25 protein-coding genes are annotated in these 25,254 nt (G+C 73.2%); 6 read left to right on the top strand and 19 right to left on the bottom strand.

Features of this window, described 5'->3' with window-relative positions; all coding sequences use genetic code 11:
- Window positions 1–32: 32 nt before the first annotated feature.
- From tpiA to EV699_RS17350, 7 genes are all read right to left on the bottom strand, one after another.
- The gene (gene tpiA / locus EV699_RS17320) at window positions 33–782 is read right to left on the bottom strand and encodes a triose-phosphate isomerase (protein WP_132545133.1); all 750 of its coding nucleotides are present in this window, start codon (window positions 780–782) and stop codon (window positions 33–35) included.
- Between the two features lie 235 nt (window positions 783–1,017).
- A complete protein-coding gene (glpK, locus tag EV699_RS17325) occupies window positions 1,018–2,529 on the bottom strand; it encodes a glycerol kinase GlpK (RefSeq protein WP_132545135.1) in 1,512 nt (503 codons plus the stop codon).
- 54 nt (window positions 2,530–2,583) lie between these two features.
- Window positions 2,584–4,110 carry a glycerol-3-phosphate dehydrogenase gene (gene glpD, locus EV699_RS17330; protein WP_132545137.1) on the bottom strand — a complete coding sequence of 509 codons (1,527 nt, stop codon included), beginning with the start codon at window positions 4,108–4,110 and terminating at the stop codon, window positions 2,584–2,586.
- Window positions 4,111–4,246: 136 nt separating this feature from the next.
- Window positions 4,247–5,125: a DeoR/GlpR family DNA-binding transcription regulator gene (locus EV699_RS17335; RefSeq protein ID WP_424450043.1), complete on the bottom strand. Its 879-nt coding sequence runs from the start codon at window positions 5,123–5,125 to the stop codon at window positions 4,247–4,249.
- A 42-nt stretch (window positions 5,126–5,167) separates the two neighbouring features.
- The gene (gene glcF / locus EV699_RS17340; RefSeq protein WP_132545141.1) at window positions 5,168–6,382 is read right to left on the bottom strand and encodes a glycolate oxidase subunit GlcF; all 1,215 of its coding nucleotides are present in this window, start codon (window positions 6,380–6,382) and stop codon (window positions 5,168–5,170) included.
- Window positions 6,383–6,402: 20 nt separating this feature from the next.
- Window positions 6,403–7,476, bottom strand: a complete 1,074-nt coding sequence (glcE, locus tag EV699_RS17345; protein ID WP_132545143.1) for a glycolate oxidase subunit GlcE — start codon at window positions 7,474–7,476, stop codon at window positions 6,403–6,405.
- Window positions 7,477–7,549: 73 nt separating this feature from the next.
- Entirely contained in the window at window positions 7,550–9,007 is a 1,458-nt protein-coding gene (locus EV699_RS17350; protein ID WP_132545145.1) for an FAD-linked oxidase C-terminal domain-containing protein, read from the bottom strand.
- A 288-nt stretch (window positions 9,008–9,295) separates the two neighbouring features.
- On the opposite strand from EV699_RS17350, the gene EV699_RS17355 reads away from it, so the two are divergent.
- On the top strand, window positions 9,296–10,075 hold the full coding sequence (locus EV699_RS17355) for an IclR family transcriptional regulator (RefSeq protein WP_132545147.1): 780 nt from the start codon (window positions 9,296–9,298) through the stop codon (window positions 10,073–10,075).
- Window positions 10,076–10,126: 51 nt separating this feature from the next.
- Here EV699_RS17355 and EV699_RS17360 read toward each other — a convergent pair whose 3' ends face one another.
- The 9 genes from EV699_RS17360 to purU form a co-directional block, all read right to left on the bottom strand.
- Window positions 10,127–10,381 (bottom strand): acyl carrier protein, encoded by a 255-nt coding sequence (locus EV699_RS17360; protein WP_132545149.1) that lies wholly within the window; start codon window positions 10,379–10,381, stop codon window positions 10,127–10,129.
- Complete coding sequence (locus tag EV699_RS20460; RefSeq protein WP_132545151.1) at window positions 10,378–11,535, bottom strand: dihydrolipoamide acetyltransferase family protein; 1,158 nt, start codon at window positions 11,533–11,535, stop codon at window positions 10,378–10,380. The genes EV699_RS17360 and EV699_RS20460 overlap by 4 nt, the downstream gene beginning before the upstream one ends.
- A complete protein-coding gene (locus EV699_RS17370) occupies window positions 11,528–12,517 on the bottom strand; it encodes an alpha-ketoacid dehydrogenase subunit beta (protein ID WP_132545153.1) in 990 nt (329 codons plus the stop codon). Before EV699_RS17370 ends, EV699_RS20460 begins: the two co-directional genes overlap by 8 nt.
- Entirely contained in the window at window positions 12,514–13,494 is a 981-nt protein-coding gene (pdhA, locus tag EV699_RS17375; RefSeq protein ID WP_132545155.1) for a pyruvate dehydrogenase (acetyl-transferring) E1 component subunit alpha, read from the bottom strand. Before pdhA ends, EV699_RS17370 begins: the two co-directional genes overlap by 4 nt.
- Window positions 13,491–15,257 carry an acetate--CoA ligase gene (acsA, locus tag EV699_RS17380; protein ID WP_132545157.1) on the bottom strand — a complete coding sequence of 589 codons (1,767 nt, stop codon included), beginning with the start codon at window positions 15,255–15,257 and terminating at the stop codon, window positions 13,491–13,493. The genes pdhA and acsA overlap by 4 nt, the downstream gene beginning before the upstream one ends.
- A 315-nt stretch (window positions 15,258–15,572) precedes the next feature.
- Window positions 15,573–16,397, bottom strand: coding sequence for an ABC transporter substrate-binding protein (locus EV699_RS17385; RefSeq protein ID WP_132545217.1), 825 nt, complete (start codon window positions 16,395–16,397; stop codon window positions 15,573–15,575).
- Between the two features lie 64 nt (window positions 16,398–16,461).
- Window positions 16,462–17,175: an ATP-binding cassette domain-containing protein gene (locus EV699_RS17390; protein ID WP_132545159.1), complete on the bottom strand. Its 714-nt coding sequence runs from the start codon at window positions 17,173–17,175 to the stop codon at window positions 16,462–16,464.
- Window positions 17,176–17,179: 4 nt separating this feature from the next.
- A complete protein-coding gene (locus tag EV699_RS17395) occupies window positions 17,180–17,884 on the bottom strand; it encodes an ABC transporter permease (RefSeq protein ID WP_132545161.1) in 705 nt (234 codons plus the stop codon).
- 67 nt (window positions 17,885–17,951) lie between these two features.
- A complete protein-coding gene (gene purU / locus EV699_RS17400) occupies window positions 17,952–18,812 on the bottom strand; it encodes a formyltetrahydrofolate deformylase (RefSeq protein ID WP_132545163.1) in 861 nt (286 codons plus the stop codon).
- A gap of 162 nt (window positions 18,813–18,974) precedes the next feature.
- Here purU and folD point away from each other — a divergent pair, with 162 nt between their 5' ends.
- Window positions 18,975–19,856, top strand: a complete 882-nt coding sequence (gene folD, locus EV699_RS17405; RefSeq protein WP_132545165.1) for a bifunctional methylenetetrahydrofolate dehydrogenase/methenyltetrahydrofolate cyclohydrolase FolD — start codon at window positions 18,975–18,977, stop codon at window positions 19,854–19,856.
- Between the two features lie 102 nt (window positions 19,857–19,958).
- On the opposite strand, the gene EV699_RS17410 is transcribed toward folD, so the two are convergent.
- From EV699_RS17410 to EV699_RS17420, 3 genes are all read right to left on the bottom strand, one after another.
- Window positions 19,959–20,273, bottom strand: coding sequence for a phasin family protein (locus tag EV699_RS17410; RefSeq protein ID WP_132545167.1), 315 nt, complete (start codon window positions 20,271–20,273; stop codon window positions 19,959–19,961).
- Between the two features lie 111 nt (window positions 20,274–20,384).
- Complete coding sequence (locus EV699_RS17415; protein ID WP_132545219.1) at window positions 20,385–20,912, bottom strand: phosphatase PAP2 family protein; 528 nt, start codon at window positions 20,910–20,912, stop codon at window positions 20,385–20,387.
- On the bottom strand, window positions 20,881–22,113 hold the full coding sequence (locus EV699_RS17420) for a glycosyltransferase family 4 protein (RefSeq protein WP_165904192.1): 1,233 nt from the start codon (window positions 22,111–22,113) through the stop codon (window positions 20,881–20,883). The genes EV699_RS17415 and EV699_RS17420 overlap by 32 nt, the downstream gene beginning before the upstream one ends.
- Window positions 22,114–22,316: 203 nt before the next feature.
- On the opposite strand from EV699_RS17420, the gene EV699_RS17425 reads away from it, so the two are divergent.
- From EV699_RS17425 to EV699_RS17440, 4 genes are all read left to right on the top strand, one after another.
- Entirely contained in the window at window positions 22,317–23,213 is an 897-nt protein-coding gene (locus tag EV699_RS17425) for a DMT family transporter (RefSeq protein WP_165904193.1), read from the top strand.
- Window positions 23,214–23,322: 109 nt separating this feature from the next.
- Window positions 23,323–23,607, top strand: a complete 285-nt coding sequence (locus EV699_RS17430; protein WP_132545171.1) for a BufA1 family periplasmic bufferin-type metallophore — start codon at window positions 23,323–23,325, stop codon at window positions 23,605–23,607.
- 14 nt (window positions 23,608–23,621) lie between these two features.
- Window positions 23,622–24,476: an MNIO family bufferin maturase gene (gene bufB, locus EV699_RS17435; protein WP_132545173.1), complete on the top strand. Its 855-nt coding sequence runs from the start codon at window positions 23,622–23,624 to the stop codon at window positions 24,474–24,476.
- A complete protein-coding gene (locus EV699_RS17440; protein WP_132545175.1) occupies window positions 24,473–25,240 on the top strand; it encodes an HvfC/BufC N-terminal domain-containing protein in 768 nt (255 codons plus the stop codon). Before bufB ends, EV699_RS17440 begins: the two co-directional genes overlap by 4 nt.
- Window positions 25,241–25,254 lie beyond the last annotated feature (14 nt).

Genomic DNA, 25,254 nt, shown 5'->3' on the forward strand with positions numbered 1-25,254 from the left:
CGCCCCGCGCCCGCACGCGACGCACCGACGGCTCAGCCGGCGGCACGCACGATCTCCACGAACTCGGCGGCGTCGAGCGAGGCGCCGCCGACCAGCCCGCCGTCGATGTCGGGCATCGCGAACAGCTCGGGGGCGTTCGCCGCCCGCACGCTGCCGCCGTAGAGGATGGGCAACGCCGCGGCGACCGCGCCGTCGACGGCGGCGACGCGGGCGCGGATGAAGCCGTGCACCGCCTGCGCCTGCGCCGGCGAGGCGGTGCGGCCGGTGCCGACCGCCCACACCGGCTCGTAGGCGACCACCGCGCGGGCGAAGCCCGCCGCGCCGTGCGCCTCCAGCACCGCGCCGAGCTGGCGTGCGATCACCTCCTCGGTGACCTCCGCCTCGCGCTCGGCGAGGGTCTCGCCGACGCACAGCACCGGCGTCAGCCCGGCCTTCAGCGCCGCGCCGAACTTGGTCGCCACCAGCGCGTCACCCTCGGCGTGCAGCGTGCGCCGCTCCGAGTGGCCGACCAGCACCCAGCGGCAGCCGACGTCGACGAGCATCGCGCCCGCCACCTCGCCGGTGTAGGCGCCGGCGGCGTGGATCGAGATGTCCTGCGCGCCGACGCGCCAGTCGGTGTCGGCGAGCGTTTCGGCCAGCAGGTGCAGATACGGGAACGGGGGCAACACCCCCACGGCGGGGCCGCCGCCCGCCGCCGCGGTGCCGAGCGCCGCGCACCAGGTCTGCACCGAGGCGCGCGAGCCGTTCATCTTCCAGTTGCCCAGCACCAGTCTGCGGCGCATATCGGTCGTCTCCATAGGAAAACTCGAATGTTTGTTTTATCGGAATGTTATGCGGTCCGGTCCGCGGCGCCGCAGGGCTGTGGACCGACCTCCCAGGCTGCACCGGCCGGGCGGCGCCACCGGCCTCCGGCGCAAGCGCCCGCGGCACGGTTCACCCCCCTCCCCGCCGCGGCGGTGCGAGAGACCGCAAGCTACCATCCGGAAGGCGCCGGATCACGGCGCCGTTGCGCACCGGCTAACGCGACGGCGGCTCGACGCGGAAGCCGAGCGTCGCCTGCACCGCGCGCTGCCAGCCGGCGTAGAGCGCCGCGCTCGCCGCCGCGTCCATCTGCGGGTGGAAGCTTTTCTCCAGCGCCCAGTGCCGGGCGAGCTCCGCGCGGTCGTGCCAGAAGCCGACCGCGAGCCCGGCGAGGCAGGCCGCGCCGAGCGCGGTGGTCTCGGCGACGCGGGGACGCTCGACCGGCACGCCGAGCACGTCGCTCTGGAACTGCAGCAGGAAGCCGTTCGCCACGGCGCCGCCGTCGACGCGCAACGCGGTGAGCGCGATGCCCGAATCGGCCTGCATCGCCGCGAGCACGTCGCGGGTCTGGTAGGCGAGCGACTCCAGCACCGCGCGCACGATCTGCTCGCGCCCGCTGCCGCGGGTCAGCCCGAACATCGCGCCGCGCACGTCGCTCTGCCAGTACGGGGCGCCGAGCCCGACGAAGGCCGGCACGAAGTAGACGCCGTCGGTCGAGGCCGCGCGCAGCGCCAGGGCTTCGGACTCGGCGGCGCTGCCGATCAGCTGCAGACCGTCGCGCAGCCACTGCACCGCCGAGCCGGCGACGAAGATGCTGCCTTCGAGCGCGTACTCGACCTTCCCCTCCAGACCCCAGGCGATCGTGGTGAGCAGGCCGTGGCGGGAGGCCACCGCCTGCTCGCCGGTGTTCATCAGCATGAAGCAGCCGGTGCCGTAGGTGTTCTTGGCCATGCCGGGGGTGAAGCAGGCCTGGCCGAACAGCGCCGCCTGCTGGTCGCCGGCCACGCCGGCGATCGGCACCGCGGCGCCGAAGAAATGCCGCTCGGCGGTCAGCCCGTAGACCTCGCTGGAGGGGCGGACCTCGGGCAGCATCGCCCGCGGCACGTCGAGCATCGCCAGCAGCTCGTCGTCCCAGCGCCGGGCGTGGATGTCGTACAGCAGCGTCCGCGCGGCGTTGGAGTAGTCGGTGACGTGCACGCGCCCGCCGGTGAGGTTCCAGATCAGCCAGGTGTCGACCGTGCCGAACAGCAGCTCGCCGCGCCCGGCACGCTCGCGCGCCCCGGGGAGCGTGTCGAGGATCCACTTGAGCTTGGTGCCGGAGAAGTAGGCGTCGATCAGCAGCCCGGTGCGGGCACGCACCAGCTCCTCGTAGCCGCGGGCGCGCAGTTCGTCGCAGAGGCCGGCGGTCTGGCGCGACTGCCAGACGATCGCGTTGTACACCGGCCGGCCGGTGGCCTTCTCCCAGACCACGGTGGTCTCGCGCTGGTTGGTGATGCCGATGCCGGCGATGCGCTGCGGATCGACGCGCTGCTCGGCCAGCAGATCGGACACGGTGCCCAGCACCGAGGACAGGATCTCCAGCGGGTCGTGCTCGACCCAGCCGGGCTGCGGAAACAGCTGCGTGAACTCGCGCTGCGCGCTGCCGACGATGCGCCCGGCGCGGTCGAACAGGATCGCGCGCGAACTCGTCGTGCCCTGATCGATCGCCAGCATGTAGGGCTTGTCCATGGGGGTCTCCTCGCAGGGTGGTCGGGGGCCGTTCTGGTTATGGACGCTGGCGGCTCAGCCGCAGCGGCGCGCGGGCAGCTCGGCCTGGACACCGAGGTAGCGTTCGAGCCGGGTGACCGCCGCGGCATCGAAGCGCAGGCCGAGCTTGGTGCGGCGCCAGAGGATGTCCTCGGCGCTGCACGCCCACTCCTCGGCCACCAGGTAGTCGACCTCGGCCGCGTACAGGTCGGCGCCCAGGCATTCGCCGAGCTCGGCGAGGCGGGTCGCCGTGCCGAGCAGCCGCGCCGTGCGGGTGCCGTAGGTGCGGGCCAGGCGCGCGGCCAGTTCCGGCGGCAGCCACGGGTGGGCGGTGCGCAGCCCGGCGAGGAAGCGCTCGACGTCGGCATCGGCGATGTCGCCGCCGGGCAGCGGCGCGCCGGCTCCGGTCCACGCCCCCGCGCTGCAGCCGAGCAGCGGCGCCAGCCGGTCGACCGCCTCCTCGGCGAGCTTGCGGTAGGTGGTCAGCTTGCCACCGAACACCGACAGCAGCGGCGCCGGACCGGCGTCGAGTTCCAGCTGGTAGTCGCGCGTGACCTCGGCGGGGGCGCCTCTGTCGTCGTTGAGCAGCGGGCGCACGCCGCTGTAGCACCACACCACGTCGGCCGGAAGCACCGGCTGGCGGAAGTAGCGGCTCGCCGCCTGGCACAGGTAGCGGATCTCGTCGTCGTCGATCGCCACCGCGCGCGGGTCGCCCGCGTACTCGACGTCGGTGGTGCCGATCAGCGTGTAGTCGCGCTCATAGGGGATGGCGAACACGATGCGCTGGTCGGGGTTCTGGAAGATGTAGGCGTAGGGGTGGTCGAAGCACTTCGGCACGACGATGTGGCTGCCCTTGACCAGCCGCAGCGCGCGCGCGTGGGGTGCGTGCAGCACCTCGTCGAGCAGCCGCGCGACCCAGGGCCCGGCGGCGTTGACCAGCGCGCGCGCCTCGACCTCGTGCTCGCCGCCGTCGGCGCCGCAGAGCCGCACGCGCCACAGGCCGTCGACGCGGCGCGCGCCGACGCAGCGCGTGCGCGTCAGCACACTCGCCCCGTGCTCGGCGGCGGCCAGCGCGTTCAGCACCACCAGGCGGGCGTCCTGCACCCAGCCGTCGGAGTAGACGAAACCCCGGACCAGCTCCGGCTGCAGCGGCCCGCCTGCCGGATGCGTGCGCAGGTCGACGGCGTGCGAGCCCGGCAGCAGCTTGCGCTTGCCGAAATCGAGGTGGTCATAGAGGAACAGCCCGAGGCGGATCATCCAGGCCGGGCGCAGGTGCGGCTGGTGCGGCAGCACGAAGCGCAGCGGCCAACTGATGTGCGGCGCGGCGCGCAGCAGCACCTCGCGCTCGGCGAGCGCCTTGCCGACCAGCCGGAACGCGCGCTGCTCCAGGTAGCGCAGCCCGCCGTGGATCAGCTTGGTGCTCGCGCTCGAGGTGTGGCCGGCGAGGTCGTCCTGCTCGCACAGCAGCACGCTGAGCCCCCGCCCCGCCGCATCGCGCGCGATGCCCGCCCCGTTGATGCCGCCGCCGACCACCAGCAGGTCGTACCGCTCGTTCGCCGCCATCTGCCCTTACCTCGTTCGCACCGCACCGGAGGGGATGCCCGCCGCGCGCGGCCGACGCCACCGTCGTTTCGAAAGAAAGTATCAGGGCGCGAAAAAATGTTTAAGTGAAGATCAAAAACAATTCATTCGAACATTTTTAATCGACTGCAGCGATGTGCACCTGGGTGCCGGCCTCGACGATCACCCGCTGCAGCGCCTCCGGGACCGGCGCGTCGGTGAACAGCGCGTGCACCTGTGCGATGTGGCCGAGCCGCACCATGGCGTTGCGGCCGAACTTGGTGTGATCGGCGAGCAGGAACACCTGGCGCGAGTTCTCGATGATCGCCTCCGACACCCGCACCTCGTGGTAGTCGAAGTCGAGCAGCGTGCCGTCGGGTTCGATGCCGGATACGCCGATCACGCCGAAGTCGACGCGGAACTGGCGGATCAGGTCGATCGTCGCCTCGCCGGTGACGCCGCGGTCGCGCGCGCGCACCTGCCCGCCGGCGACGATCACCTCGAAGCCGGGGTAATCGCAGAGTTCGGTGGCGACGTTGAGGTTGTTGGTGATCACGCGCAGGCCCCGGTGGCTGCGCAGCGCGCGGGCGAAGGCCTCGTTGGTGGTGCCGAGGTTGATGAACAGCGAGGCGTAGTCGGGGATCTGCCGGGCGGCCAGCGCGGCGATGCGCTCCTTCTCCTCGCGCTGCAGCACCTGGCGTGTCGTGTAGGCGAGGTTCTCGGCGCTCGACGGCAAGCCCGCACCACCGTGGTGGCGGCGTAGCAGGCCGCTGTCGCAGAGGGCGTTGAAGTCGCGGCGGATGGTCTGCGGGGTGACGTCGAAGTGCTCGGCCAGCGCCTCGACCGTGACGAAGCGCTGGGCCCGCACCAGGTCCAGCACTGCCTGCTGACGCTTGCTCAACTGCATGTTCGTTTGCTCCCGGGCGCGCGCGATAATGTTCGAATGAACACATCGACTGCTGCCGATGCGCGCACGCACTCTAGCAAACCCGGGCGGCCCCGCTGCGCAGCCGCCCACGCCTCCCCGCCGCCCGGCGGGCGGCGGGCGGCGGGGCCGGTCTCAGGCGAGCGCCTCGTCGACGATCTCGATCCAGTGCCTGACCGGCTTCGCGGTGCCGCCCTGCAGGTGCGCGAGGCAGCCGATGTTGGCGGTCGCGATCGCCGCCGGCGCGCCGGCCTCCAGCGCGGCGATCTTGTTGGCGCGCAACTGCAGCGACAGCTCCGGCTGCAGCAGCGAGTAGGTGCCCGCCGAGCCGCAGCACAGGTGCGCGTCGGCCACCGGCGCCAGGTCGAAGCCAAGCCGACGCAACAGCCCCTCGACCTTGCCGGAGAGCTTCTGCGCGTGCTGCAGCGTGCACGGGCAGTGGAAGGCGAGCCGCCCCTGCGGCCGCGGCGCCAGGTGCTCGAGCGCCTCGTCGGCGAGCACCTCGACGATGTCGCGGGTGAGCGCCGAGACCCGCGCGGCGCGTGCCGCGTAGGCCGGATCGTCGGCGAGCAGGTCGCCGTATTCCTTGACGAAGGCGCCGCAGCCGCTGGCGGTGATCACGATCGCCTCGGCGCCGGCTTCGATCAGCGGCCACCAGGCGTCGATGCGCCGGCGCGCGAAGTCCAGCCCCTCGTCCTGCGCGTCGAGGTGGAAGCTCGCCGCGCCGCAGCAGCCGTCGGCCGGTGCCACCTCGAGGGCGATGCCGAGACGGTCGAGCACGCGCGCGGTGGCGGCGTTGATGTTCGGCGCGATGCCCGGCTGCACGCAGCCGTCGAGCGCGATCATGCGCCGGGCGTGGCGCACCTGCGGCCACGGCCCGGCCGCGCGCTGCGGCGGCACCTTGGCGCGCATCTCGGCGGGCAGCATCGGTGCCAGCGCCTGGCCGAGGCGCAGCAGCGGCGTGAAGCGCGCGCGATGCGGCAGCACGCGGCGCAGCGCCCAGCGCGCGAGGCGCTGGCCGAGCGGACGCCCGACCTTCCCGGCGACGACCTCGCGGCCGATGTCGAGCAGGCGGTGGTACTTCACGCCCGACGGGCAGGTGGTCTCGCAGGAGCGGCAGGTCAGGCAACGGTCGAGGTGCGTCTGCGTGCGCGCGGTCGGCTCGTGGCCTTCCAGCACCTGCTTGATCAGGTAGATGCGCCCGCGCGGGCCGTCGAGTTCGTCGCCCAGCAACTGGTAGGTCGGGCAGGTGGCGGTGCAAAAGCCGCAGTGCACGCAGGTACGCAGGATGGCGTCGGCCTCGCGGCCCTGCGGGGTGTCCTTGATGAAATCGGCGAGCTGGGTCTGCATGGTCGGTACCTGGGGTCGGCTTACAGCCCGGCGTAGAGCCGGCCGGGGTTGAACACGCCACGCGGGTCGAAGCTCGCCTTCAGGCCCGTGTGCAGGGCGGCCAGCGCCGGTGCGAGCGGCTGGAACACCTCGCCGCCGCGATCGCCGCCGCGGAACCGGCTGGCGTGGCCGCCGGCGGCGCGCGCCAGCGCGAACAGCGCTGCGGGCTCAGCCTCGCCGCGCCACCAGCGCTGCGCCCCGCCCCACTCGATCAGGGTCGCACCGGGCAGATCGAGCGGCGCGGCGGCCGGCGTGACCGAGAAGCGCCACAGCGGCGCATCGCCGGCGAAGAAGGCATGCGTGTGCTCGCGCAGCCCCTGCCAGTACGCGGCGGCGGCGTCCTCGGCGAGCACCTCGCCGCCGAGGCTCGTGGCCGCGGCGCGCACCGCGCTGCCGGCCCCCGACAGCCGCAGGTACAGGCGCCCGTCGTCCCAGGCGCTGGCCGACAGCGGCAGCGGCTGGCCGGCCCAGCGGTTCAGGCGCTCGATCGCCGCACCGGCGAGGGTCACGTCCTGCACCAGGGTGAGCTCGGCCTGCGGGCGCGGCAGCACCTTCAGCGAGACGTCGAGCAGCACGCCGAGGCAGCCGAGCGCACCGACCTGCAGGCGCGACACGTCGTAGCCGGCGACGTTCTTCATCACCTCGCCGCCGAAGCGCAGGTTCTCGCCCCTGCCGTTCAGCAGCCGCACGCCGAGCACGAAATCGCGCGCGGAACCGGCGTAGGGACGGCGCGGGCCGGAGAAGCCGCAGGCAACGGTGCCGCCGAGCGTGGCACCGGGGCCGAAACCCGGCGGTTCGAAGCCGAGCATCTGGCCCTGCGCGGCGAGGGCGGCATCGATGTCGGCGAGCGGGGTGCCGGCGCGCGCGGTCAGCACCAGCTCGGTGGGCTCGTAGCTGACGATGCCGCGGTGCGCGCCGACGGCGAGCGGCTCGCCCTCGGCCTGGCGGCCGTAGAAGGCCTTGCTGCCGCCGCCTTCGATGCGCAGCCGCCGCCCCGCGGCGGCTGCGTCGACGACCGCCTCGGCGAGCGCGGCGCTCAGATCCTGATCGTGCATGGGATTCTCTCTCCAGGTGCGGACCGGGCCGCTCGCGACGGCGGCCTCGGCGATGCCGTTGCGCCCGCGGCGCTCAGAAGCGTTCGAGTTCGGGGAAGCGCAGCTCGCCGCGGCTCACGCGCATCGCGCCGTACTCGGCGCAGCGGTTCAGCGTCGGCACCGCCTTGCCGGGATTGAGCAGCCCATGCGGGTCGAAGGCCGCCTTCAGCGCGTGGAACTGCACGATCTCCTCGCGGCGGAACTGCACGCACATCTGGTTGATCTTCTCCATGCCGACGCCGTGCTCGCCGGTGATGGCGCCGCCGACCTCGACGCAGAGTTCGAGGATGCGCCCGCCGAGTTCCTCGGCGGCGTGCAGCTGTCCTTCGCGGTTGGCATCGAACAGGATCAGCGGGTGCAGGTTGCCGTCGCCGGCGTGGAAGACGTTGAGCACGCGCAGGCCGAATTCCTGCGACAGCGCCTCGATGCCGTTCAGCACGCGCGGCAGCTCCTTGCGCGGGATGGTGCCGTCCATGCAGTAGTAGTCGGGCGACAGGCGCCCCACCGCCGGGAACGCCGCCTTGCGCCCGGCCCAGAACAGGAGCCGCTCCTGCTCGTTGCGCGACACCCGCAGCTCGGTGGCCCCGGCGTCGCGCAGCAGCGCCTGCACCTGCTCCATCTGCTCGGCGACCTCCTCGGCGGTGCCGTCGAGCTCGCACAGCAGGATCGCCGCCGCCCCGGTCGGGTAGCCGGCGTGCAGGTAGTCCTCGGCCGCCTGGATGCAGCCCTGGTCCATCATCTCCAGCCCGCCGGGGATGATGCCCTCGGCGATGATCCGCCCCACCGCCGCACCGGCGGTGTCGACGCGGTCGAACGCCGCCATCACCACCTGTGCGACCTGCGGCTTCGGCAGCAGCTTGACGGTGACCTCGACGATCACGCCGAGCAGCCCCTCGGAGCCGGTGAGCAGCGCGAGCAGGTCGAAGCCGGCGCTGTCGAGCGCCTGCGAACCGATCGTCAGGCGCTCGCCGGTCATCGTCACCAGCTCGATCGACTGGATGTTGTGCACCGTCAGCCCGTACTTGAGGCAGTGCACGCCGCCGGCGTTCTCGGCCACGTTGCCGCCGATCGTGCAGGCGATCTGCGACGACGGGTCGGGCGCGTAGTACAGGCCGAGGTCGGAGACCGCCTGCGAGATGGCCAGGTTGCGCACGCCCGGCTGCACGCGCGCGGTGCGGTTGACCGGATCGATGTCGAGGACGCGGTTGAACTTGGCGAGCGACAGCAGCACGCCCTCGGCGAGCGGCAGCGCACCGCCCGACAGCCCGGTACCGGCCCCGCGCGCGACCACCGGCACCCGCAGCTCGTTGCAGGTGCGCAGCACGTGCTGCACCTGTTCGATGGTCTCGGGCAGCGCCACCAGCAGCGGCACCTGGCGGTAGGCGGACAGCCCGTCGCATTCGTAGGGCCGCAAATCCTCCGTTTCGACGAGCAACAGGTGCTCGGGCACGCCAGCGGCAAGCTTGGTGTACAGATTGACGGGAGCAGACATTGGTCTTACCTCCTCTCCTCGCGATCCTGAACTGACGACCCCGTGTCGACGGCCGCCTCATCGGTATTTTGCGTTCACTTCTATCGAGCGAATCGCTGCGCACTATGCCATCGTTGAAATCATTGGTCAAATGGCCTTACCAATTATGAAATCACCTATATTCTGTATTATGAAATTCACACCGCAATGTTCGCTTCTTATGGAAATTTATGGTGCGTCGCAATATACTTCGTTTCATGATGTAGAACGGTTTTCTCCACTCGGACTGCACGGGGACCGCGGAGCGCCATGGTCAATCACACCACTTCGTCGATTCAGGTCATCGATCGCCTCGCTCGCCTGCTGGATGCCATCGCCGCGAGCAACAACCCGGTCAGCCTCAAGGTGCTCTCCGCCGAAACCGGCCTGCATCCCTCGACGGCGTTCCGCATCCTGGCCTCGTTGTCCGAGCACGGCTTCGTGGAGCGTAGTTCGTCCGGGCACTACCGCCTCGGCGTGAAGCTCCTGCAGCTCGGATCGCGCGTGCAGGGGCGGCTGGACATTCGCCGCGAGGCGCGCCCGATCATGGAATGGCTGCGCAACGAGACCGGGGAAACGGTGAACCTGATCGTGCGCGAGGGCGACGAAGTGGTGTACGTCGAGCGCGTGACGCCCAACCGCATGATGCGCGTCGAGCAGGTGATCGGCGGCCGTTCGCCGCTGCACGTGACCGCCGTGGGCAAGCTGTTCCTGGCCGAGGGCGGTGCCGAGGCCTGCCTCGAATACGCCGCGCGCACGGGGCTGCCGCCCAACACGCCGCACTCGATCGCCGACGCCACCCAGTTGTGGCGGGCGGTCAAAGGCTCGCTGCAGCAGGGCTTCGCGCTCGACGACCAGGAAGCCGAGCTCGGCGTCGGCTGCATCGGTGTGCCGGTGCGCGACAGCACCAACCACATCGTCGCCGGCATCTCGGTATCGGCCCCCATCGAGCGCCGCCGGGAAGCGTGGATCTCGACGATCCGCCAGGCCGGCGACAAGCTGTCCGCCCGCCTGGGCTTCCACCCGGAGAACCGGCCCGTCGTCGCCTGAGCAGCGCCGCCCGCCGCAGGGTGCTGCGGCCGGAGTGCCGCGCGCGCCGGGTCAGCGCGCGGCGAGCCGCGTCTGCAGGTAGTCGATGCAGCCCGCGAGGGTCGCGAGCTGCGGGTAGTCGCGCTCGGGGATGTCGAGGTTGAATGCCTTGTGCAGGCCCTCGACGAAATTGAGGAAGTCGATCGAGTCGAAGTAGTCGAGCTGGTCGCGCAGGCGCCGGTCGGGGTCGAGGTGGCCGACGTCGGCGTCGGGCACCGCCTCGCCGAGGGCACGCAGCACGGTGTCGCGGATCGGGGTGTCGCTCATAGCGTCTCGGGCTCCTGCAGCAGGCTTTCGACGAGCGCCAGGAAGCGGGCGCCGCGGTGCCCGTCGCTGGCGCGGTGGTCGGCGGACAGCGTCGCCTGCAGCAGCGGCCGGGCGACGACGCGGCCGTCGACCACCCAGGGCCGCTCGGCGATACGGCCGAAGCCGACCAGCGCCACCTGCGGCGGGTGGATGATGCCGTACACCGTGTCCACGCCCTGCTCGCCGAGGCTGGTGACGGTGATCGTGGCGTCCGCCAGTTCGGAGCTGCGCAGCGAGCCCGCGCGGGCCCGCTGCACGAGCTGGCGCAGCTCCGCCATCAGCTGATCCGGCGTCGCGGCGTCGGCGGCGTGCAGCGCCGGGGCGACCAGGCCGCCGCCGCGCAGCGCGATGGCGGTGCCGACGTGGATGCCGCTCCCCGGCCGGAAGCCGCCGTCGAGCCAGTGCCCGTTGAGTTCGGGCGCCTGGCGCAGCGCCAGCGCCACCGCCTTCAGCAGCAGCACGCCGGCGAGCAGGCGCCCGGTGACCGGGCGGCGCGCGTTCTCCTCTTCCAGCCACGCCAGCGCGCGCGCCATGTCGAGGGTGGTACCGAGGTAGTAGTGCGGGATCTCGCGCTTCGAGCGCAGCATCGCCGCGGCGATCGCCTGGCGCATGCCGGCGAGGCGCTCGGCCGGTGCCATCGCCCGCGCGGCAGGACGGACGGCGATGGCGCGCTCGACGTCGGCGAGGGTCAGCGCGCCCTGCGGCCCGCTGCCGCGCAGCGTGGCGAGGTCGATGCCGGCCGCGGCGGCGCGCTGGCGCGCCGCCGGCGATGCGCGCAGCCGTCCGCCCGGCGCGGGGACGGCGGCGGGCGGCGCCACGGCCGCCGCTGCGGGCACGGGCGCCGCGGGCGCGGCAGCGACCGGGGCGGCGGCAGGCTCGCCCTCGACGCGCAGGCGCGCCAGCGGCGTGCCCACCGGCACCTTCTCGCCGACCGGGACGAGGATCTCCTCGACCACGCCGGTCTCGAAGATCTCCACGTCGATCGCCCCCTTGAAGGTGTCGACGACGGCGACCACGTCGCCGCGGCTGACCGCGTCGCCGGGGGCGATCCGCCACTCCAGCAGCGTGCCCGCCTCCATGTCGGAGCCGAGCGAGGGCATGCGGAACTCAGCCATCGCCCCGCACCAGCCCGCGGGCGACGCGGATCACGGTGTCCGCCTGCGGCAGCGCCGCCTGTTCGAGGTGGCGCGCGTAGGGCATCGGCACTTCGGCGCTGCACACGCGCGCCACCGGCGCGTCGAGCTCGTAGAAGGCGTTCTCCATGATCCGCGCGCTGATCTCGGCGGCGAGGCTGCCGCTGCGCCAGCCCTCGTCGACGATCACCGCGCGGCGCGTCGCCGCCACCGAGGCCAGGATCGTCGCGTCGTCGAGCGGGCGCAGGCTGCGCAGGTCGATCACCTCGGCGTCGATGCCCTCGGCGGCGAGGCGCCCGGCCGCCTCCAGCGTCTTCGGCAGGCTGCCGCCGTAGGTGATCAGGCTCACGTCGCGCCCCGGCCGGCGCACCCGGGCGCGGCGGATGTCGACCGCGCCGGCGTCGGCCGGCAGCGTGCCGGCCTGGTTGTAGAGCAGCGCGTGCTCGAAGATCAGCACCGGGTCGGGGTCCTCGAGCGCGCTCCACAGCATGCCGCGCGCGTCCTCCAGCGTCGCCGGCGCCAGCACCCGCAGGCCGGGGATGTGCGCGTACCAGCCTTCGAGGCTGTGCGAATGCTGCGCGGCGAGCTGGCGCCCGCCGCCGGTGGTCATGCGGATCACCAGCGGCACGTTGAACTGGCCGCCGGACATGTGCAGCAGCGTGGCGGCGTTGTTGAGGATCTGGTCGAGCGCGAGCAGGCTGAAGTTGACCGTCATGATCTCGACGATCGGGCGCATGCCGCCCAGCGCCGCGCCGATCCCCGCGCCGACGAAGGCCGACTCCGACAGCGGCGTGTCGCGGATGCGCTCGGGGCCGAACTCGTCGAGCAGGCCCTTGCTGACCGCGAAGCAGCCGCCGTAGGCGCCGACGTCCTCGCCCATCAGGAACACCCGCGGGTCGCGGCGCAGGGCTTCGCGGATCGCCTCGCGGATCGCCTCACGGTAGGTGGTGGTGACCGTGCTCATGGCGCCGGGCCCTCGCTGTAGACGAAGCGCGTCAGGTCCTCGACCGGCTCCCAGCTGCCGGCCTCGGCGAAGGCGACGGCCGCGGCGATCTCGGCCGCGATCTCCGCCTCCATCCGCGCCAGCGTGGCGTCGTCGAGCACCCCCGCCGCGCGCAGCTGCCGCTCGAACAGCACGATCGGGTCGCGCCGGCGCCAGTCCTCGACCTCGGCCTTGTCGCGGTAGAGCTGCGCGTCGAACATCGAGTGGGCACTGAAGCGGTAGGTGCGCAGCTCCAGGAAGTACGGCCCGCCACCGCCGCGCACCGCCTGCGCCGCCCGCCGCGTGGCCGCCTCGACGGCGAGCACGTCCATGCCGTCGACGACCTCGGCGCCGAGCGCGTAGCTCGCGGCCTTCAGGTGCAGGTCGGGCTGCGACTGGGCGCGGGCCAGCGCCGTGCCCATCGCGTAGAAGTTGTTCTCGCACAGGAACAGCACCGGCAGCTTCCACAGCGCGGCCAGGTTCAGCGACTCGTGGAACTCGCCCTCGGCCACCGCGCCGTCGCCGAACAGGCAGGCGCTGACGCGCGCACGCCCCTGCAGCTTGTCGGCGAGCGCGAGCCCCACCGCCAGCGGCAGGCCGCCGCCGACGATGGCGTTGCCGCCGCAGAAGCGCGTCGCCGCGTCGAAGATGTGCATCGAGCCGCCGCGCCCGCGGCTGCACCCCTCCTGGCGGCCGTACATCTCCGCCATCACCGCCCGCGCCGGGATGCCCCGCACCAGCGCGTGGCCGTGCTCGCGGTAGGTGGAGACCACGGCGTCGTCGGCGTCGAGCGCCTGCAGCGTCCCCACCGCCACCGCCTCCTCGCCGACGTACAGGTGCATGAAGCCGCGGATCTTCTCCTGCGTGTACAGCTCGGCCGACTTCTCCTCGAAGCGGCGGATGCGCAGCATCTCGCGCAGCAGCTGCCGCCGGTGTTCATCGTGCGCCACGTCGTTCATCGCCGTTCGTCCTCCTCGAGCGTCGACAGGTCGCCCTCGGGCAGGCCGAGTTCGCGCGCCTTCAGCAGCCGGCGCATGATCTTGCCGCTGCGTGTCTTCGGCAGGGCCGCGCGGAAATCGATCTCGCGCGGCGCCACCGCCCCCAGGCGCTTGCGCGCGAAGCCCAGCAGCCCGCGGCGCAGGGCCTCGTCCTGCACGACGCCGGGGCGCAGCACGACGAAGGCCTTGACCACCTCGCCGGCCACCGGCTCGGGCACGCCGATCACGCCGGCCTCGGCCACGGCCGGGTGCTCCATCAGCGCGCTTTCCACCTCGAAGGGGCCGATCAGGTGGCCGGCGGACTTGATCACGTCGTCGGCGCGGCCGACGAACCAGTAGTAGCCGTCGGCGTCGCGCCGGGCCAGGTCGCCGGTCAGGTACCAGCCGTCGGCGAAGCACCTGCGGTAGCGCTCGTCCTCGTTCAGGTAGCCGCGGAACATCGACGGCCAGCCGGGGCGCAGCGCGAGCTCGCCCTGGGTGTCGGGCGCGTCGACGACCTCGAGGCCGCCGTCGCGATGGCGCACGATCGCCGCCTCGACGCCGGGCAGCGGGCGCCCCATCGAGCCGGGCTTGATCGGCATCGCGGCGTAGTTGGCGATCATGATTCCGCCGGTCTCGGTCTGCCACCAGTTGTCGTGAAAGGGACGCCCGAAGGCCTCGTTGCCCCACACCACGGCCTCGGGGTTCAGCGGCTCGCCGACGCTGGCGAGGAAGCGCAGCGACGCGAGGTCGTGGCCGCGCACCGCCTCGGTGCCCACCTTCATCAGCATGCGGATCGCGGTCGGCGCGGTGTACCAGACGTTGACGCGCTGCGCCGCGAGGATGTGGTACCAGCGCTCGGCGTCGAACTCGTCCTGGTCGACGATGCTGGTCACGCCGCTGCACAGCGGCGCGATGATCCCGTACGAGGTGCCGGTGACCCAGCCGGGATCGGCGGTGCACCAGAACACGTCGTCGGGGTGCAGGTCGAGCGCGTAGCGGCCGGTCAGGTGGTGCACCAGCACCGCGCCGTGGACGTGGATCGCGCCCTTGGGCCTGCCGGTGGTGCCGCTGGTGAAGTGCAGCAGCGCCCAGTCCTCGGGCTCGGTGGGGGCGATCGTGAAGGTGTCCGCGGCGCCGTCGAGCGCCGCCTGGAAATCGAGCGTGCCGGGCAGCGCGCTGGCCTCGTCGCGCGCGCCGGCCAGCAGCACGTGCCGCAGGCCGGGCAGGCGCTCGCGCAGCCCGGCGATCTTCAGCCGGTACTGGGGCGCGGTGGTCACCAGCACGCGGGCGTCGCCGATGCCCATGCGCGCCAGGATCGGCTCGGGGCCAAAGGCCGAGAACAGCGGGCAGAACACCGCGCCCGCCTTCCAGCTGCCGAGCGCGGCGATGTAGAGCGCCGGGATGCGCCCGGTGAGCACGAACACCCGCTCGCCCCGGCGCACGCCGAGCGCCTGCAGCGCGTTGGCGAAACGGTTGCTGAGCGCGGCGAGCCGGCCGTAGCTGAAATCCTCGACGCGGCCGTCGGCGCCGAGCCAGCGCAGCGCGAGGTGCTCGCGGCGCGGCCCGGCGGCGTGGCGGTCCACCGCCTCGTGGGCGATGTTGAGCCCGGCGCCACCCGGCAGGCCGTCGAGTTCGCGGCGGGCCGCCTCCCAGGAAAAGCCCGCCCGCGCCGCCGCGTAGTCGGCCAGGTTGGGAGCCGGCCCGGCGAGGCCGCGGGGTTTCTCGATCACTGGCCAGCCCATCACGCCCCTCCTCGCCTTCCGGCGCGGCCGGCACCGCGACGCAACGGCCCGGCCCCCCGATGCGCGCGGGTCACGGCCCCGGCATCGCCGGCGCGGTCGCACCGGCGCACGGCAACGCCCCCGGCCGCGTTCCCGCACGGGTGTTTGCGAACGAACGTAGTGCACCATCGCGGAGCTGTCGCGCCCGTCGTCGCGGCAACGCGTGCGCCGTTGATGCAGGTCAGGATTTCGCCCGCCGCGGGGCGCTGCGGAGGACCTGCGGGGGGACGGGCGGCGCCGCGCCCCGCGGCAGGGGCAGCGGCGCCACGCCCGGACTCAGGGGCGGTAGTTGGGGAAGAACAGCGGCTCACCGTCGACCTTGTAGTCGGCGATCGCCTGCTGGCCCGCGGGCGAGATCACCCAGTCGATGAAGGCCTGGCCGTCCGCCGCCTTCACGTGGGGGTGGCGGGCGGGGTTGACCAGGATGATGCCGTAGGGGTTGAACAGGCGCGGGTCGCCCGCCAGCAGCACCTCCAGCTCACCGCGGTTCTTGAACGCCGCCCAGGTGCCGCGGTCGGTGAGCGCGTAGGCGCCGAGCCCGGCCGCGGTGTTGAGGGTGGGGCCCATGCCCGAGCCGGTTTCGCGGTACCACTGCCCCGAGGCGGCCTTCACGTCCACCGCCGCGGCCTTCCACAGTGCGAGTTCGGCCTTGTGCGTGCCCGAGTCGTCGCCGCGCGAGGCGAACGGCGCCTGCGCGCGGGCGATCCCGGCGAACGCCGCGACGGCGTCGCTGCCGCCGCGGATCGCCGCCGGGTCGGCCTTCGGCCCGACGATCACGAAGTCGTTGTACATCACCGGGTAGCGTTTGACGCCGAAGCCGTCGGCGACGAACTTCTCCTCCGACGGCGTGTGGTGGACGAACAGCACGTCGGCGTCGCCGCGCTCGGCGATCTGGATCGCCTGCCCGGTGCCGACGGCGACCACGCGCACGGCGATGCCGGTCTTCGCGGTGAAGCGCGGCAGCAGGTGGCCGAACAGGCCCGACTGCTCGGTCGAGGTGGTCGAGGCCACGGTGATGAAGCGCTCCTCGGCCCCCGCCGTGCCCCAGGCGAGGGTCGCGGCGGCGCAGGCGAGCAGCGTCAGGCGACGCAGCAGGTCCATCGGGATCAACGAACGCATCGGGGGCTCCTCTCGTCGGGTGGGTCGGCGGACCGCGCGGGCGCGGTCACCACAGCAGCTCGCCGCGCACGAAGGCCCGTGCCTCGGCGCACGCGGGCGCGGCGAAGAAAGCGGCGGCAGGGGCCCGTTCGCGCACCTGTCCGCGGTAGAGGAACAGCACCTCGTCGGCGAGCCGGCGCGCCTGGCCGAGGTCGTGCGTGGTCATCACGACGACCGTGCCGGCCTGGCGGAAACGGCCGATCAGCGCCTCCACCGCGGCGGTCGCCGCCGGGTCGAGGCTCGCCGTGGGCTCGTCGAGGAACAGCACCTCGGGGCGCAGCGCCCAGACGCGGGCGAGCGCGAGGCGCTGGCGCTCGCCCCCCGACAGCACGTGCGCGGGACGGCGCGCCAGCGCCTCGAGCCCGGCCAGCGCCAGCGCCTCGGCCGCGCGCCGCTGGCGCTCGCGCCGCGGCAGGCCGCGCAGCGCCAGCGCGTAATCGACGTTCGCCAGCACCGAGCGGCGCAGCACCACCGGCTGCTGGAACACCATCGCCTGGCGCTGCGCGGCGCTGCCGGCATCCGCGCCGCACCAGCGCACGCGCCCGGCGCTCGGCGCCAGCAGCCCGTGGCACAGGCGCAGCAGCAGGCTCTTGCCGGCGCCGTTGGGGCCGATGACGACGCTGGTGCCGCAGGCGCCGAGTTCGAGGTCGAGTGGGCCGAGCAGGGTCTCGCCGGCGCGCACGAAGCGCACCCCGGCGAGCGCGAGCGGCAGGATCGCCACGTGCTCAGCCTCCGCGCGCGCGGGCGAAATCCCGTATCCAGTACGCCGCACCGTTCACCAGCACCGCCAGCAGCATCAGCACGAAGCCCAGGCCCAGCGCGAGCGGCAGGTCGCCGCGGCTGGTTTCGAGCGCGATCGCGGTCGTCATGGTGCGGGTGACGTGGGCGATGTTGCCGCCGACGATGATCACCGCGCCGACTTCGGCGATGGAGCGGCCGAACCCGGCCAGCACCACGGTGACCAGGCTGAAGCGCCCCTCCCACAGCAGCGTCGGCACCGCCCGCCACGGGCCGGCGCCGAGCGAGCGCAACTGCTCGCCGAGGCTGGCCCAGAGATCCTCGACCACCTGCCGCGCGAGCGCGGCGATGATCGGCGTGATCAGCACGACCTGCGCGATCACCATCGCGCTCGGCGTGAACAGCAGCCCGAATTCGCCGAGCGGCCCGGCGCGCGACAGCAGCAGGTAGACGACGAGGCCCGCCACCACCGGTGGCAGCCCCATCAGCGCGTTGCCGAGCACCACCAGCGCCTGGCGGCCGGGGAAGCGCGCCAGCGCCAGCGCCGCACCGAGCGGCAGCCCCAGCACGCAGGCCACCAGCACCGCGCCGAAGCTCACCCGCAGCGACAGCGTGACGATCTCGACCAGCGCCGCGTCGAGCGTCGTGATCAGCCGCAGGGCGGTGGCGAAGGCGGTGGAGAGGTCGGTCACGGACGCGGCACGGCTGCGGCCCTCGAAGCTGCGCAGACTATAGCGTGCGCGCCGCGGCGGCCGCGGCTCAGGCGAAGACGATGGTGCGCTGGCCGTTCAGCAGCACGCGCCGTTCGAGGTGCGCCTTGACCGCACGCGCCAGCACCACGCTTTCGAGGTCGCGGCCGACGGCGATGAAGTCGTCGGGCGTCATCGCGTGGCTCACCGGTGCCACCTCCTGCTCGATGATCGGCCCCTCGTCGAGGTCGGAGGTCACGTAGTGCGCGGTCGCGCCGATGCGCTTGACCCCGCGCTCGTAGGCCTGGTGGTAGGGCTTGGCGCCCTTGAAGCTCGGCAGGAAGGAGTGGTGGATGTTGATCGCGCGGCCCGCGAGCTTGCGGCAGAGATCGTCGGACAGCACCTGCATGTAGCGCGCGAGCACCACCAGGTCGGCCTGCTCCTGCTCGATCACCTCGTAGACGCGCGCCTCCTGGGCGGCCTTGTCGCCGTTGATGATCGGCAGGTAGTGGAACGGGATGTTGTAGCCGGCGACCAGCTGGTAGAAGTCGCGGTGGTTGGAGATCACCGCCGGGATCTCCACCTTGAGCGCCCCGACGCGGTAGCGGTAGAGCAGGTCGTTCAGGCAGTGCCCGAACTTCGACACCATGATCACCATGCGCGGCTTCAGCGCGAGATCATAGAGGTGCCAGTCCATCGCGAAGCGCGTCGCCAGCGGCGCGAACGCCTCGGCCAGCGAGGCGCGGTCGGGTCGCAGCGGGCTGCCGAGGAAGCTCACCCGCATGAAGAAGCGCCCGCTGTGGCTGTCGCCGAACTGCGCGGCCTGGACGATGTTGCAGGCGTTATCGGCCAGGAATCCCGACACCGCGGCGACGATCCCGGTGGTGTCGGGGCACGCGAGGGTGAGGATGTAGTGCGCGTCGTCGGACATGGAGCAGCCGTTTTCCGGGGGGTGGTCCTGGGGCGGCCAGAGTGCCAGCGCCGCCGCAGTGGCACAACCGGACACCCGCCGCGACACGTCGGCGGCGCGCCGAGCGGGTAGAATGCGCCCTTTGCGCGCCTGCAGGGCGCGCGTGCCCACGAGAACACCCCCATGGCAGAGATCATCGACGGCAAGGCGTTCGCGGCCCAGTTGCGCGCCCACATCGGCCGCCGCGTCGCGCGGCTCGTCGCAGAAGAAGGTTTCACCCCCGGGCTCGCCGTCGTGCTGGTCGGCGACGATCCGGCGAGCCAGGTCTACGTGCGCAACAAGGCGGCGCAGACGCTCGAAGCCGGCATGATCTCGTTCGAGCACCGCCTGCCGGCCCACACCGCGCAGCCGGAACTGCTCGCGCTGGTGCGCCGCCTCAACGACGATCCCGCGGTCGACGGCATCCTCGTGCAACTGCCGCTGCCGGCGCAGATCGACGCCGACGTCATCCTCAACGCCATCGACCCGGCCAAGGACGTCGACGGCTTCCACCCGCTCAACGCCGGCCTGCTCGCCACCGGCAACGGCTTCGGCCTGGTGCCCTGCACCCCGCTCGGTGCGCTGATGCTGCTGCGCGACCGCCTCGGCGACCTGCGCGGGCTCAACGCCGTCGTGGTCGGCCGCTCCAACATCGTCGGCAAGCCGATGGCGCAGCTGCTGCTGCGCGAGGACTGCACCGTCACCGTGGCGCACTCGCGCACCCGCGCGCTGCCCGAGCTGTGCCGCAGCGCCGACATCCTGGTCGCCGCGGTCGGGCGGCCGGGCATGATCCGCGGCGACTGGATCAAGCCCGGCGCGACGGTGATCGACGTCGGCATCAACCGCATCGGGCTGCCCGACGGGCGCGCCCGCCTGACCGGCGACGTCGATTTCGCCGAGGCCGTGACGGTCGCCGCCCACATCACCCCGGTGCCCGGCGGCGTCGGCCCGATGACCATCGCCTGCCTGCTGCACAACACCCTCACCGCCGCCTGCCGCCGGCGCGGCGTCGAACTGCCCGACTGAGCCCGGCCCGCCTGCCGGACGCCCAAAAAGAAACCGCCCGGCACGGGGCCGGGCGGTCGCTCATCGGCACGTGGCGCCCGCGCGGGGCGCCGCGGCGCAGGTTCAGGCAACCTTGGCGAGCTTGTCGAACTCGGCCTTGAAGCCGGCCAGCAGGTCGGCCAGCGCCTTGGCGTCGGCCTGGACCTTGGCGCCCAGCTCCTTGGCGACTTCGACGGAGCTCTCGCCGAACGCCTTCAGGCTGTCGACGTCGGTGACGTCGGTGGCGGCCTTCAGACGGGCGACACTGAGGTCGGCGTAGCTGCGCAGCACGCCGAACTGGAAGGCGGTCAGCTTCTCGAGGTTGGCGACGGCCAGCTTGTTGGCGCTGACGACCGGGGCGACGACGGCTTCGAGCGAGGGGACGGTGAGCTTGGTCATGGCAGTTTCCTCAGTTTGGAGGTGATTGGGTTCCTGTTGCGTTGCAGCATACCACGCTCGTGCTGCAACGCAATAACTTTTTTTACACCTTCTCAGCCACCGGCCGGGCCGTCATGACAGCGCCAGCACGGTGCGCGCGAGCGCGCCGCCGAGCAGCGCGCCGGCCAGCACGTCGCTCGGATAGTGCAAGCCGAGCACCAGGCGCGAGGCGGCCACCAGCAGCGTGAACGGCAGCAGCAGCCAGGCCAGCGCCGGGTAGTGGGCGAGTGCGACCGTGGTGAAGGCCACGGCGTGCAGCGTGTGGCCGGAGGGAAAGCTGAACTCGTCGAGCGGCGCCACGGTGACGCTGATCGCCGCCGAGCGTGCGCACGGCCGCGGCCGCACCGTGCGCCGCTTCAGCCACTTGTAGAGGGCGAGGCCGAGGCCGCCGGCCACCAGCATGCGGGCGACGGCGCTGGCGCCGGCGGCGCCCTCGCAGGCGACGATCACGCCCATCAGCGCGTACCAGAACACCCCGTCGCCGAGCCGGCTGACGCCGGCGAACAGGCGCTCCACCGCACGCCGCCGGGCGGCGCCGTTGAAGCGCCGGCACCAGGCGAGTTCGTAGTCACTCAGCCGCTGCATCCGCGCCGGCGGCAAGCCGTGTGCGTTCATGGTGGCGCCCTCCGCTGTCGATGATCTCGTCGTAAATCGCTTCGAGCGCGTCGAGCACGCGCCCCCAGGCGGCGGGTGCGACCGCCGCGCGCGCCGCCCGCCCGAGGCGCTCGCGCCATTCGTCGTCGGCGGCGAGCGCGCCGGCGCAGGCGACGAATGCCGCCGCGTCGCCCGGCGGCACCGTGCAGCCGCTGACGCCGTCGTCGATGAAGCGCGCGGCCGCCGCGTAGCGGAACGCGAGCACCGGCAGGCCGCTCGCCATCGCTTCGAGCGTGACGTTGCCGAAGGTCTCGGTGAGGCTCGGGAACACGAACAGGTCCGCCGAGGCGTAATGCGCGGCCAGCCGCTCGGGGGCGAGCGGTCCGCAGAACACCGCCGCGGGCACCCGCGCGCGCAGGCGCGCTTCGAGCGGGCCTTCGCCGGCCAGGATCAGGCGCGCGCCGGGGCGCACGGCCCGCACCGCGGCGAAGGCGGCGAGCGCGAGCTCGAGGTTCTTCTCGGGGGCGAAGCGGCCGACGTGCAGCACCGCCGGGTCGGTCGGCCCGAGCCCCCACTCGGCGCGCAGCGCGGCGCTGCGCCGCCCGGGGTGGAACAGCGCGGTATCGATGCCGCGCCCGAGCACCCGCATCGCGCCGAAGCCGTCGGCGGCGAGCGCGCGCGCGAGCTCCTCGGTCGGCGCCAGCGTGCAGTCGCAGCGGCGGTGGAAGGCGCGCAGATAGGCGCGGATCGGCGTCGCCAGCGCCGCCCAGCCGTAATGCCGGCTGTAGGCGTGGAAGTTGGTGTGGAAGCCGGCGACCACCGGCAGGCCGAGCCGGCGCGCGGCGAACAGCGCCGATGCGCCCAGCGGCCCTTCGGTGGCGATGTGCACCAGGTCGGGCGGCGCGGCCCGCCAGCGCGCCAGCAGCCACCGCGGCGCCGGCCGGCCGAACTGCAGCTGGCGGTACATCGGCAGGCGCCAGCCGGGCAGCGGCTGCACCGCGAGCGCGCCGGTCACGCCCGGCGCCTCGTCGCGGCGCTGCCGCGGCCGCAGCAGTTCCACGCGGTGGCCGCGCGCCAGCAGGCCGTCGACCAGGCGGCCGAGGGTCATCGCCACGCCGTTGATCTCGGGGGCGAAGGTTTCGGTGACCAGCGCGACCGCGAGCGGTCGCGCGGCCACGGCAGCGGGGCTCGCGCGCGTCGGCATCATGCCCGCCACTATCGCCCCGCCCCGCGACAACCCGTTGACGGCACGGTGATGGTTGCGTGACGCGGCGGTATGCGTCACGGTTGCAGCCATGCAAAATTGTAGACAAAAACGACTATTTTTGTATTCTATATAAACTAATCGTGCATACCGTCGGTTCACCCGGGCCGACGGCCGCCGTGCACCTTGCATCGGGATGCTCCGCCATGCCACACGCCCATACACCCCGCGCCCTGCTCGCCCTGCTCGTGCTGTCGCTGATCTGGGGCCTCAACTGGATCGTCATGAAGCAGGTCATCGCCTACGTCGACCCCTTCGACTTCACCGCGATGCGCACGGTGCTCGGCGCCGCGGCGCTGTTCGGGCTGCTCGCCGTGCTCGGCAAGCCGTGGCGACCGGGCCCGGTGGCGCCACTGATGCTGCTCGGGCTGCTGCAGACGGGCCTGTTCTCGCTGCTGATCCAGCTCGCGGTGGTCTACGGCGGGGCCGGCAAGGCGGCGGTGATCACCTACACGATGCCGTTCTGGCTGCTGCTGCTCGCCTGGCCGCTGCTCGGCGAGCGCGTGCGCGGCGCGCAGTGGGCGGCCGTGGCGTTCGCCGCGCTCGGGCTCGGGCTGATCATCGCCCCGGCCGGCCGCGTCGCACTCGGTGCCGGCAGCCTGCTGCCGCTGGCGGCCGGGCTCACCTGGGCGCTGAGCGCGGTGCTCGCCAAGCGCATCCAGGCCCGCACGCCGCTCGACGTGCTGTCGATGACCGCCTGGCAGATGCTGTTCGGCGCGCTGGCGCTGTGCGTGGTGACGCCGTTCCTGCACCAGCGCCCGCTGCTGCCGACGCCGTACTTCTTCGGCGCACTCGCATTCAACGCGCTGTGCGCGACCGCCTCGGCGTGGCTGCTGTGGCTGTACGCGCTGCGCCACCTCTCCGCCGGGGTCGCCGGGCTGACCTCGCTCGCCACGCCGGCGCTCAGCGTGGCCTTGGCCTGGTGGCTGCTCGGCGAGGTGCCGAGCAGCGCCGAACAGGTCGGCATGGTGCTGATCGTCGCCGCCCTCGGCATGCTGTCGCTGCTCGCGATCCGCGCCCACCGACTCGCCGCGCGCGCCTGAACCGCACCGCGGCAGGCGGATGCCGGCCGGCGCGGGGGCATCCGCCGCGGGCGCCGTCGCGTAAGGTAGCGCTGACGGGGCATCGGGCCCCGGCCGAGGAGATCGCCCCATGTCCCGCACCGCCCTCAACAGCCTGAGCCTCGCCGCCGCCGTCGCCGGCGCGCTCAGCGCGCTCGCCGCCCCGGTCGCCGCGCAGGCCGCCGAGCAGGAGAAGTGCTACGGCATCGCCAAGGCCGGCGAGAACGACTGCGCCTCCGCGGCACATGCGTGCTCCGGCAACAGCACGGTGGCGCTGGACGGCCGGGAGTGGAAGTACGCACCCGCGGGGACCTGCGAGAAGCTGGGCGGCAAGCTCGCCCCGTTCGACGGCAAGGGCATGCCCAAGGCGATGTGAGCGGGCCGCCCGCGATGCCCGCCCGCGCCGCCGCCGGCGCGATCCCGCTGCGCGCCGGGATCGGCCTGCGCTCGCCGCACGTCGCCGAGTTCCTCGACGGCCGGCCGCCGGTCGCCTGGGTCGAGGTGCACAGCGAGAACTACCTCGGCGACGGCGGCCCGCGCCTGGCCGCGCTCGAACGCATCCGCCGCGACCGGCCGCTCGCCTGCCACGGCGTCGGGCTCTCGCCGGGCTCGCCGCAGGGCCTCGACGACGAGCACCTGCGGCGCCTGCGGGCGCTGTACGCGCGCCTCGAACCGGGGCTGGTCTCGGAGCACCTGGCTTGGTGCCGGCTCGACGGCCACTACCTGCCGGACCTGCTGCCGCTGCCCTACACCGCCGAGGCGCTCGCGGTGGTGGTGCGCAACCTCGACCACGCGCAGACGCTGCTCGGCCGCCGGCTGCTGCTGGAGAACCCGTCGACCTACCTCGCCGCCGCGGGCGACTACGACGAGCCGGACTTCCTCGCCGAAGTGGTGCGCCGCAGCGGCTGCGGGCTGCTGCTCGACGTCAACAACGTCTACGTGAGCGCGTGCAACCACGGCTTCGACCCGCTCGCCTGGCTCGCCGCGCTGCCCGCGGCCGCGGTCGGCGAGATCCACGTCGCCGGCCACGCGGCCTGCGGCGAGGGCGCGGCCACGCTGCTGATCGACGATCACGGCGCGGCGGTCGCCGAGCCCGTCTGGGCGCTGCTCGACGCGGCGCTGCGCCGCTGCGGCCCGGTGCCGGTGCTGCTGGAGCGCGACACCCGCATCCCGCCGCTCGCCGAGCTGCTCGCCGAGGCCACGCGCGCCGAGGCCGCGCTGCGCGCCGCGACGGTGGCCGCATGAGCCTGCTCGACGACCAGCGCGCGCTCGCCCCGGCGCTGCTCGATGAAACCGCCGTCGCCGGCGGCGCCTGGGCGTCGGCACCGGCCGCGCGCCTTGCCGTCCACCGCAACAGCGTGCGCGGCACGCTGCTCGCCGGCCTCGAAACCGCCTTCCCGGTGCTGCGCCGGATGCTCGGCGAGGCGTGCTTCACGGCGCTCGCGCTCGCCTTCAGCGCGGAGCGTCCGCCGCGCCGGCCCTGGCTGCTGGCCTGGGGCGCCGAGTGGCCGGACTGGCTCGCGGCGCACCCGATCGCCGTCGACTGGCCCTGCCTGGCGCCGCTCGCGGCGCTCGAATGGGCGCGCCACGAGGCCTGGTTCGCCGCCGAGGCCGCCGCGCTCGCCCCCGGGGCCCTCGCCGGCCTGGCGCCCGAGCGGCTCGCCGCGCTGCGCCTGCACCCCCACCCGGCGCTGCGCCTGCTGCACGCCGCGCACCCGGTGGATGCGCTGTGGCGCGCGCACCAGCGCGATCCGGTCAGGTTCGACGGCATCGACCTCGCGCGCGCCGAGACCGTGCTGGTGTGGCGGCGCGACGGGCGCGTCGAGCAGCGCGCGCTCGACGCCGGGCTCGACGCGCTGGTCGGAGCACTCGTCGCCGGCACGCCGCTGCTCGACGCCGCCGCCGCGGCGCTCGCCGCCGATCCCGCGCTCGACCTGCCGGCGGCGCTCGCCACGCTGCTCGGCACCGCGGCCTTCTGCCCGCACCCCGACGACCCGCCCCGGCCGTGACCGCGGCGGGCCGC

The sequence above is a fragment of the Plasticicumulans lactativorans genome (assembly GCF_004341245.1).
Lineage (GTDB): Bacteria > Pseudomonadota > Gammaproteobacteria > Competibacterales > Competibacteraceae > Plasticicumulans_A > Plasticicumulans_A lactativorans.

What these genes read in the sequence shown, in the direction of transcription:
- EV699_RS17360 (WP_132545149.1), bottom strand. Translation starts at nt 10,381, where the DNA reads ATGAGCGACACCCCGATCCGCGACACCGTGCTGCGTGCCCTCGGCGAG.
- glcF (WP_132545141.1), bottom strand. Translation starts at nt 6,382, where the DNA reads ATGCAGACCCAGCTCGCCGATTTCATCAAGGACACCCCGCAGGGCCGC.
- folD (WP_132545165.1), top strand. Translation starts at nt 18,975, where the DNA reads ATGGCAGAGATCATCGACGGCAAGGCGTTCGCGGCCCAGTTGCGCGCC.
- glpK (WP_132545135.1), bottom strand. Translation starts at nt 2,529, where the DNA reads ATGGACAAGCCCTACATGCTGGCGATCGATCAGGGCACGACGAGTTCG.
- EV699_RS17355 (WP_132545147.1), top strand. Translation starts at nt 9,296, where the DNA reads ATGGTCAATCACACCACTTCGTCGATTCAGGTCATCGATCGCCTCGCT.
- EV699_RS17430 (WP_132545171.1), top strand. Translation starts at nt 23,323, where the DNA reads ATGTCCCGCACCGCCCTCAACAGCCTGAGCCTCGCCGCCGCCGTCGCC.
- pdhA (WP_132545155.1), bottom strand. Translation starts at nt 13,494, where the DNA reads ATGAACGACGTGGCGCACGATGAACACCGGCGGCAGCTGCTGCGCGAG.
- EV699_RS17440 (WP_132545175.1), top strand. Translation starts at nt 24,473, where the DNA reads ATGAGCCTGCTCGACGACCAGCGCGCGCTCGCCCCGGCGCTGCTCGAT.
- EV699_RS17370 (WP_132545153.1), bottom strand. Translation starts at nt 12,517, where the DNA reads ATGAGCACGGTCACCACCACCTACCGTGAGGCGATCCGCGAGGCGATC.
- acsA (WP_132545157.1), bottom strand. Translation starts at nt 15,257, where the DNA reads ATGGGCTGGCCAGTGATCGAGAAACCCCGCGGCCTCGCCGGGCCGGCT.
- EV699_RS17385 (WP_132545217.1), bottom strand. Translation starts at nt 16,397, where the DNA reads ATGGACCTGCTGCGTCGCCTGACGCTGCTCGCCTGCGCCGCCGCGACC.
- tpiA (WP_132545133.1), bottom strand. Translation starts at nt 782, where the DNA reads ATGCGCCGCAGACTGGTGCTGGGCAACTGGAAGATGAACGGCTCGCGC.
- bufB (WP_132545173.1), top strand. Translation starts at nt 23,622, where the DNA reads ATGCCCGCCCGCGCCGCCGCCGGCGCGATCCCGCTGCGCGCCGGGATC.
- EV699_RS17420 (WP_165904192.1), bottom strand. Translation starts at nt 22,113, where the DNA reads ATGATGCCGACGCGCGCGAGCCCCGCTGCCGTGGCCGCGCGACCGCTC.
- EV699_RS17410 (WP_132545167.1), bottom strand. Translation starts at nt 20,273, where the DNA reads ATGACCAAGCTCACCGTCCCCTCGCTCGAAGCCGTCGTCGCCCCGGTC.
- purU (WP_132545163.1), bottom strand. Translation starts at nt 18,812, where the DNA reads ATGTCCGACGACGCGCACTACATCCTCACCCTCGCGTGCCCCGACACC.
- glpD (WP_132545137.1), bottom strand. Translation starts at nt 4,110, where the DNA reads ATGGCGGCGAACGAGCGGTACGACCTGCTGGTGGTCGGCGGCGGCATC.
- EV699_RS17350 (WP_132545145.1), bottom strand. Translation starts at nt 9,007, where the DNA reads ATGTCTGCTCCCGTCAATCTGTACACCAAGCTTGCCGCTGGCGTGCCC.
- EV699_RS20460 (WP_132545151.1), bottom strand. Translation starts at nt 11,535, where the DNA reads ATGGCTGAGTTCCGCATGCCCTCGCTCGGCTCCGACATGGAGGCGGGC.
- EV699_RS17425 (WP_165904193.1), top strand. Translation starts at nt 22,317, where the DNA reads ATGCCACACGCCCATACACCCCGCGCCCTGCTCGCCCTGCTCGTGCTG.
- glcE (WP_132545143.1), bottom strand. Translation starts at nt 7,476, where the DNA reads ATGCACGATCAGGATCTGAGCGCCGCGCTCGCCGAGGCGGTCGTCGAC.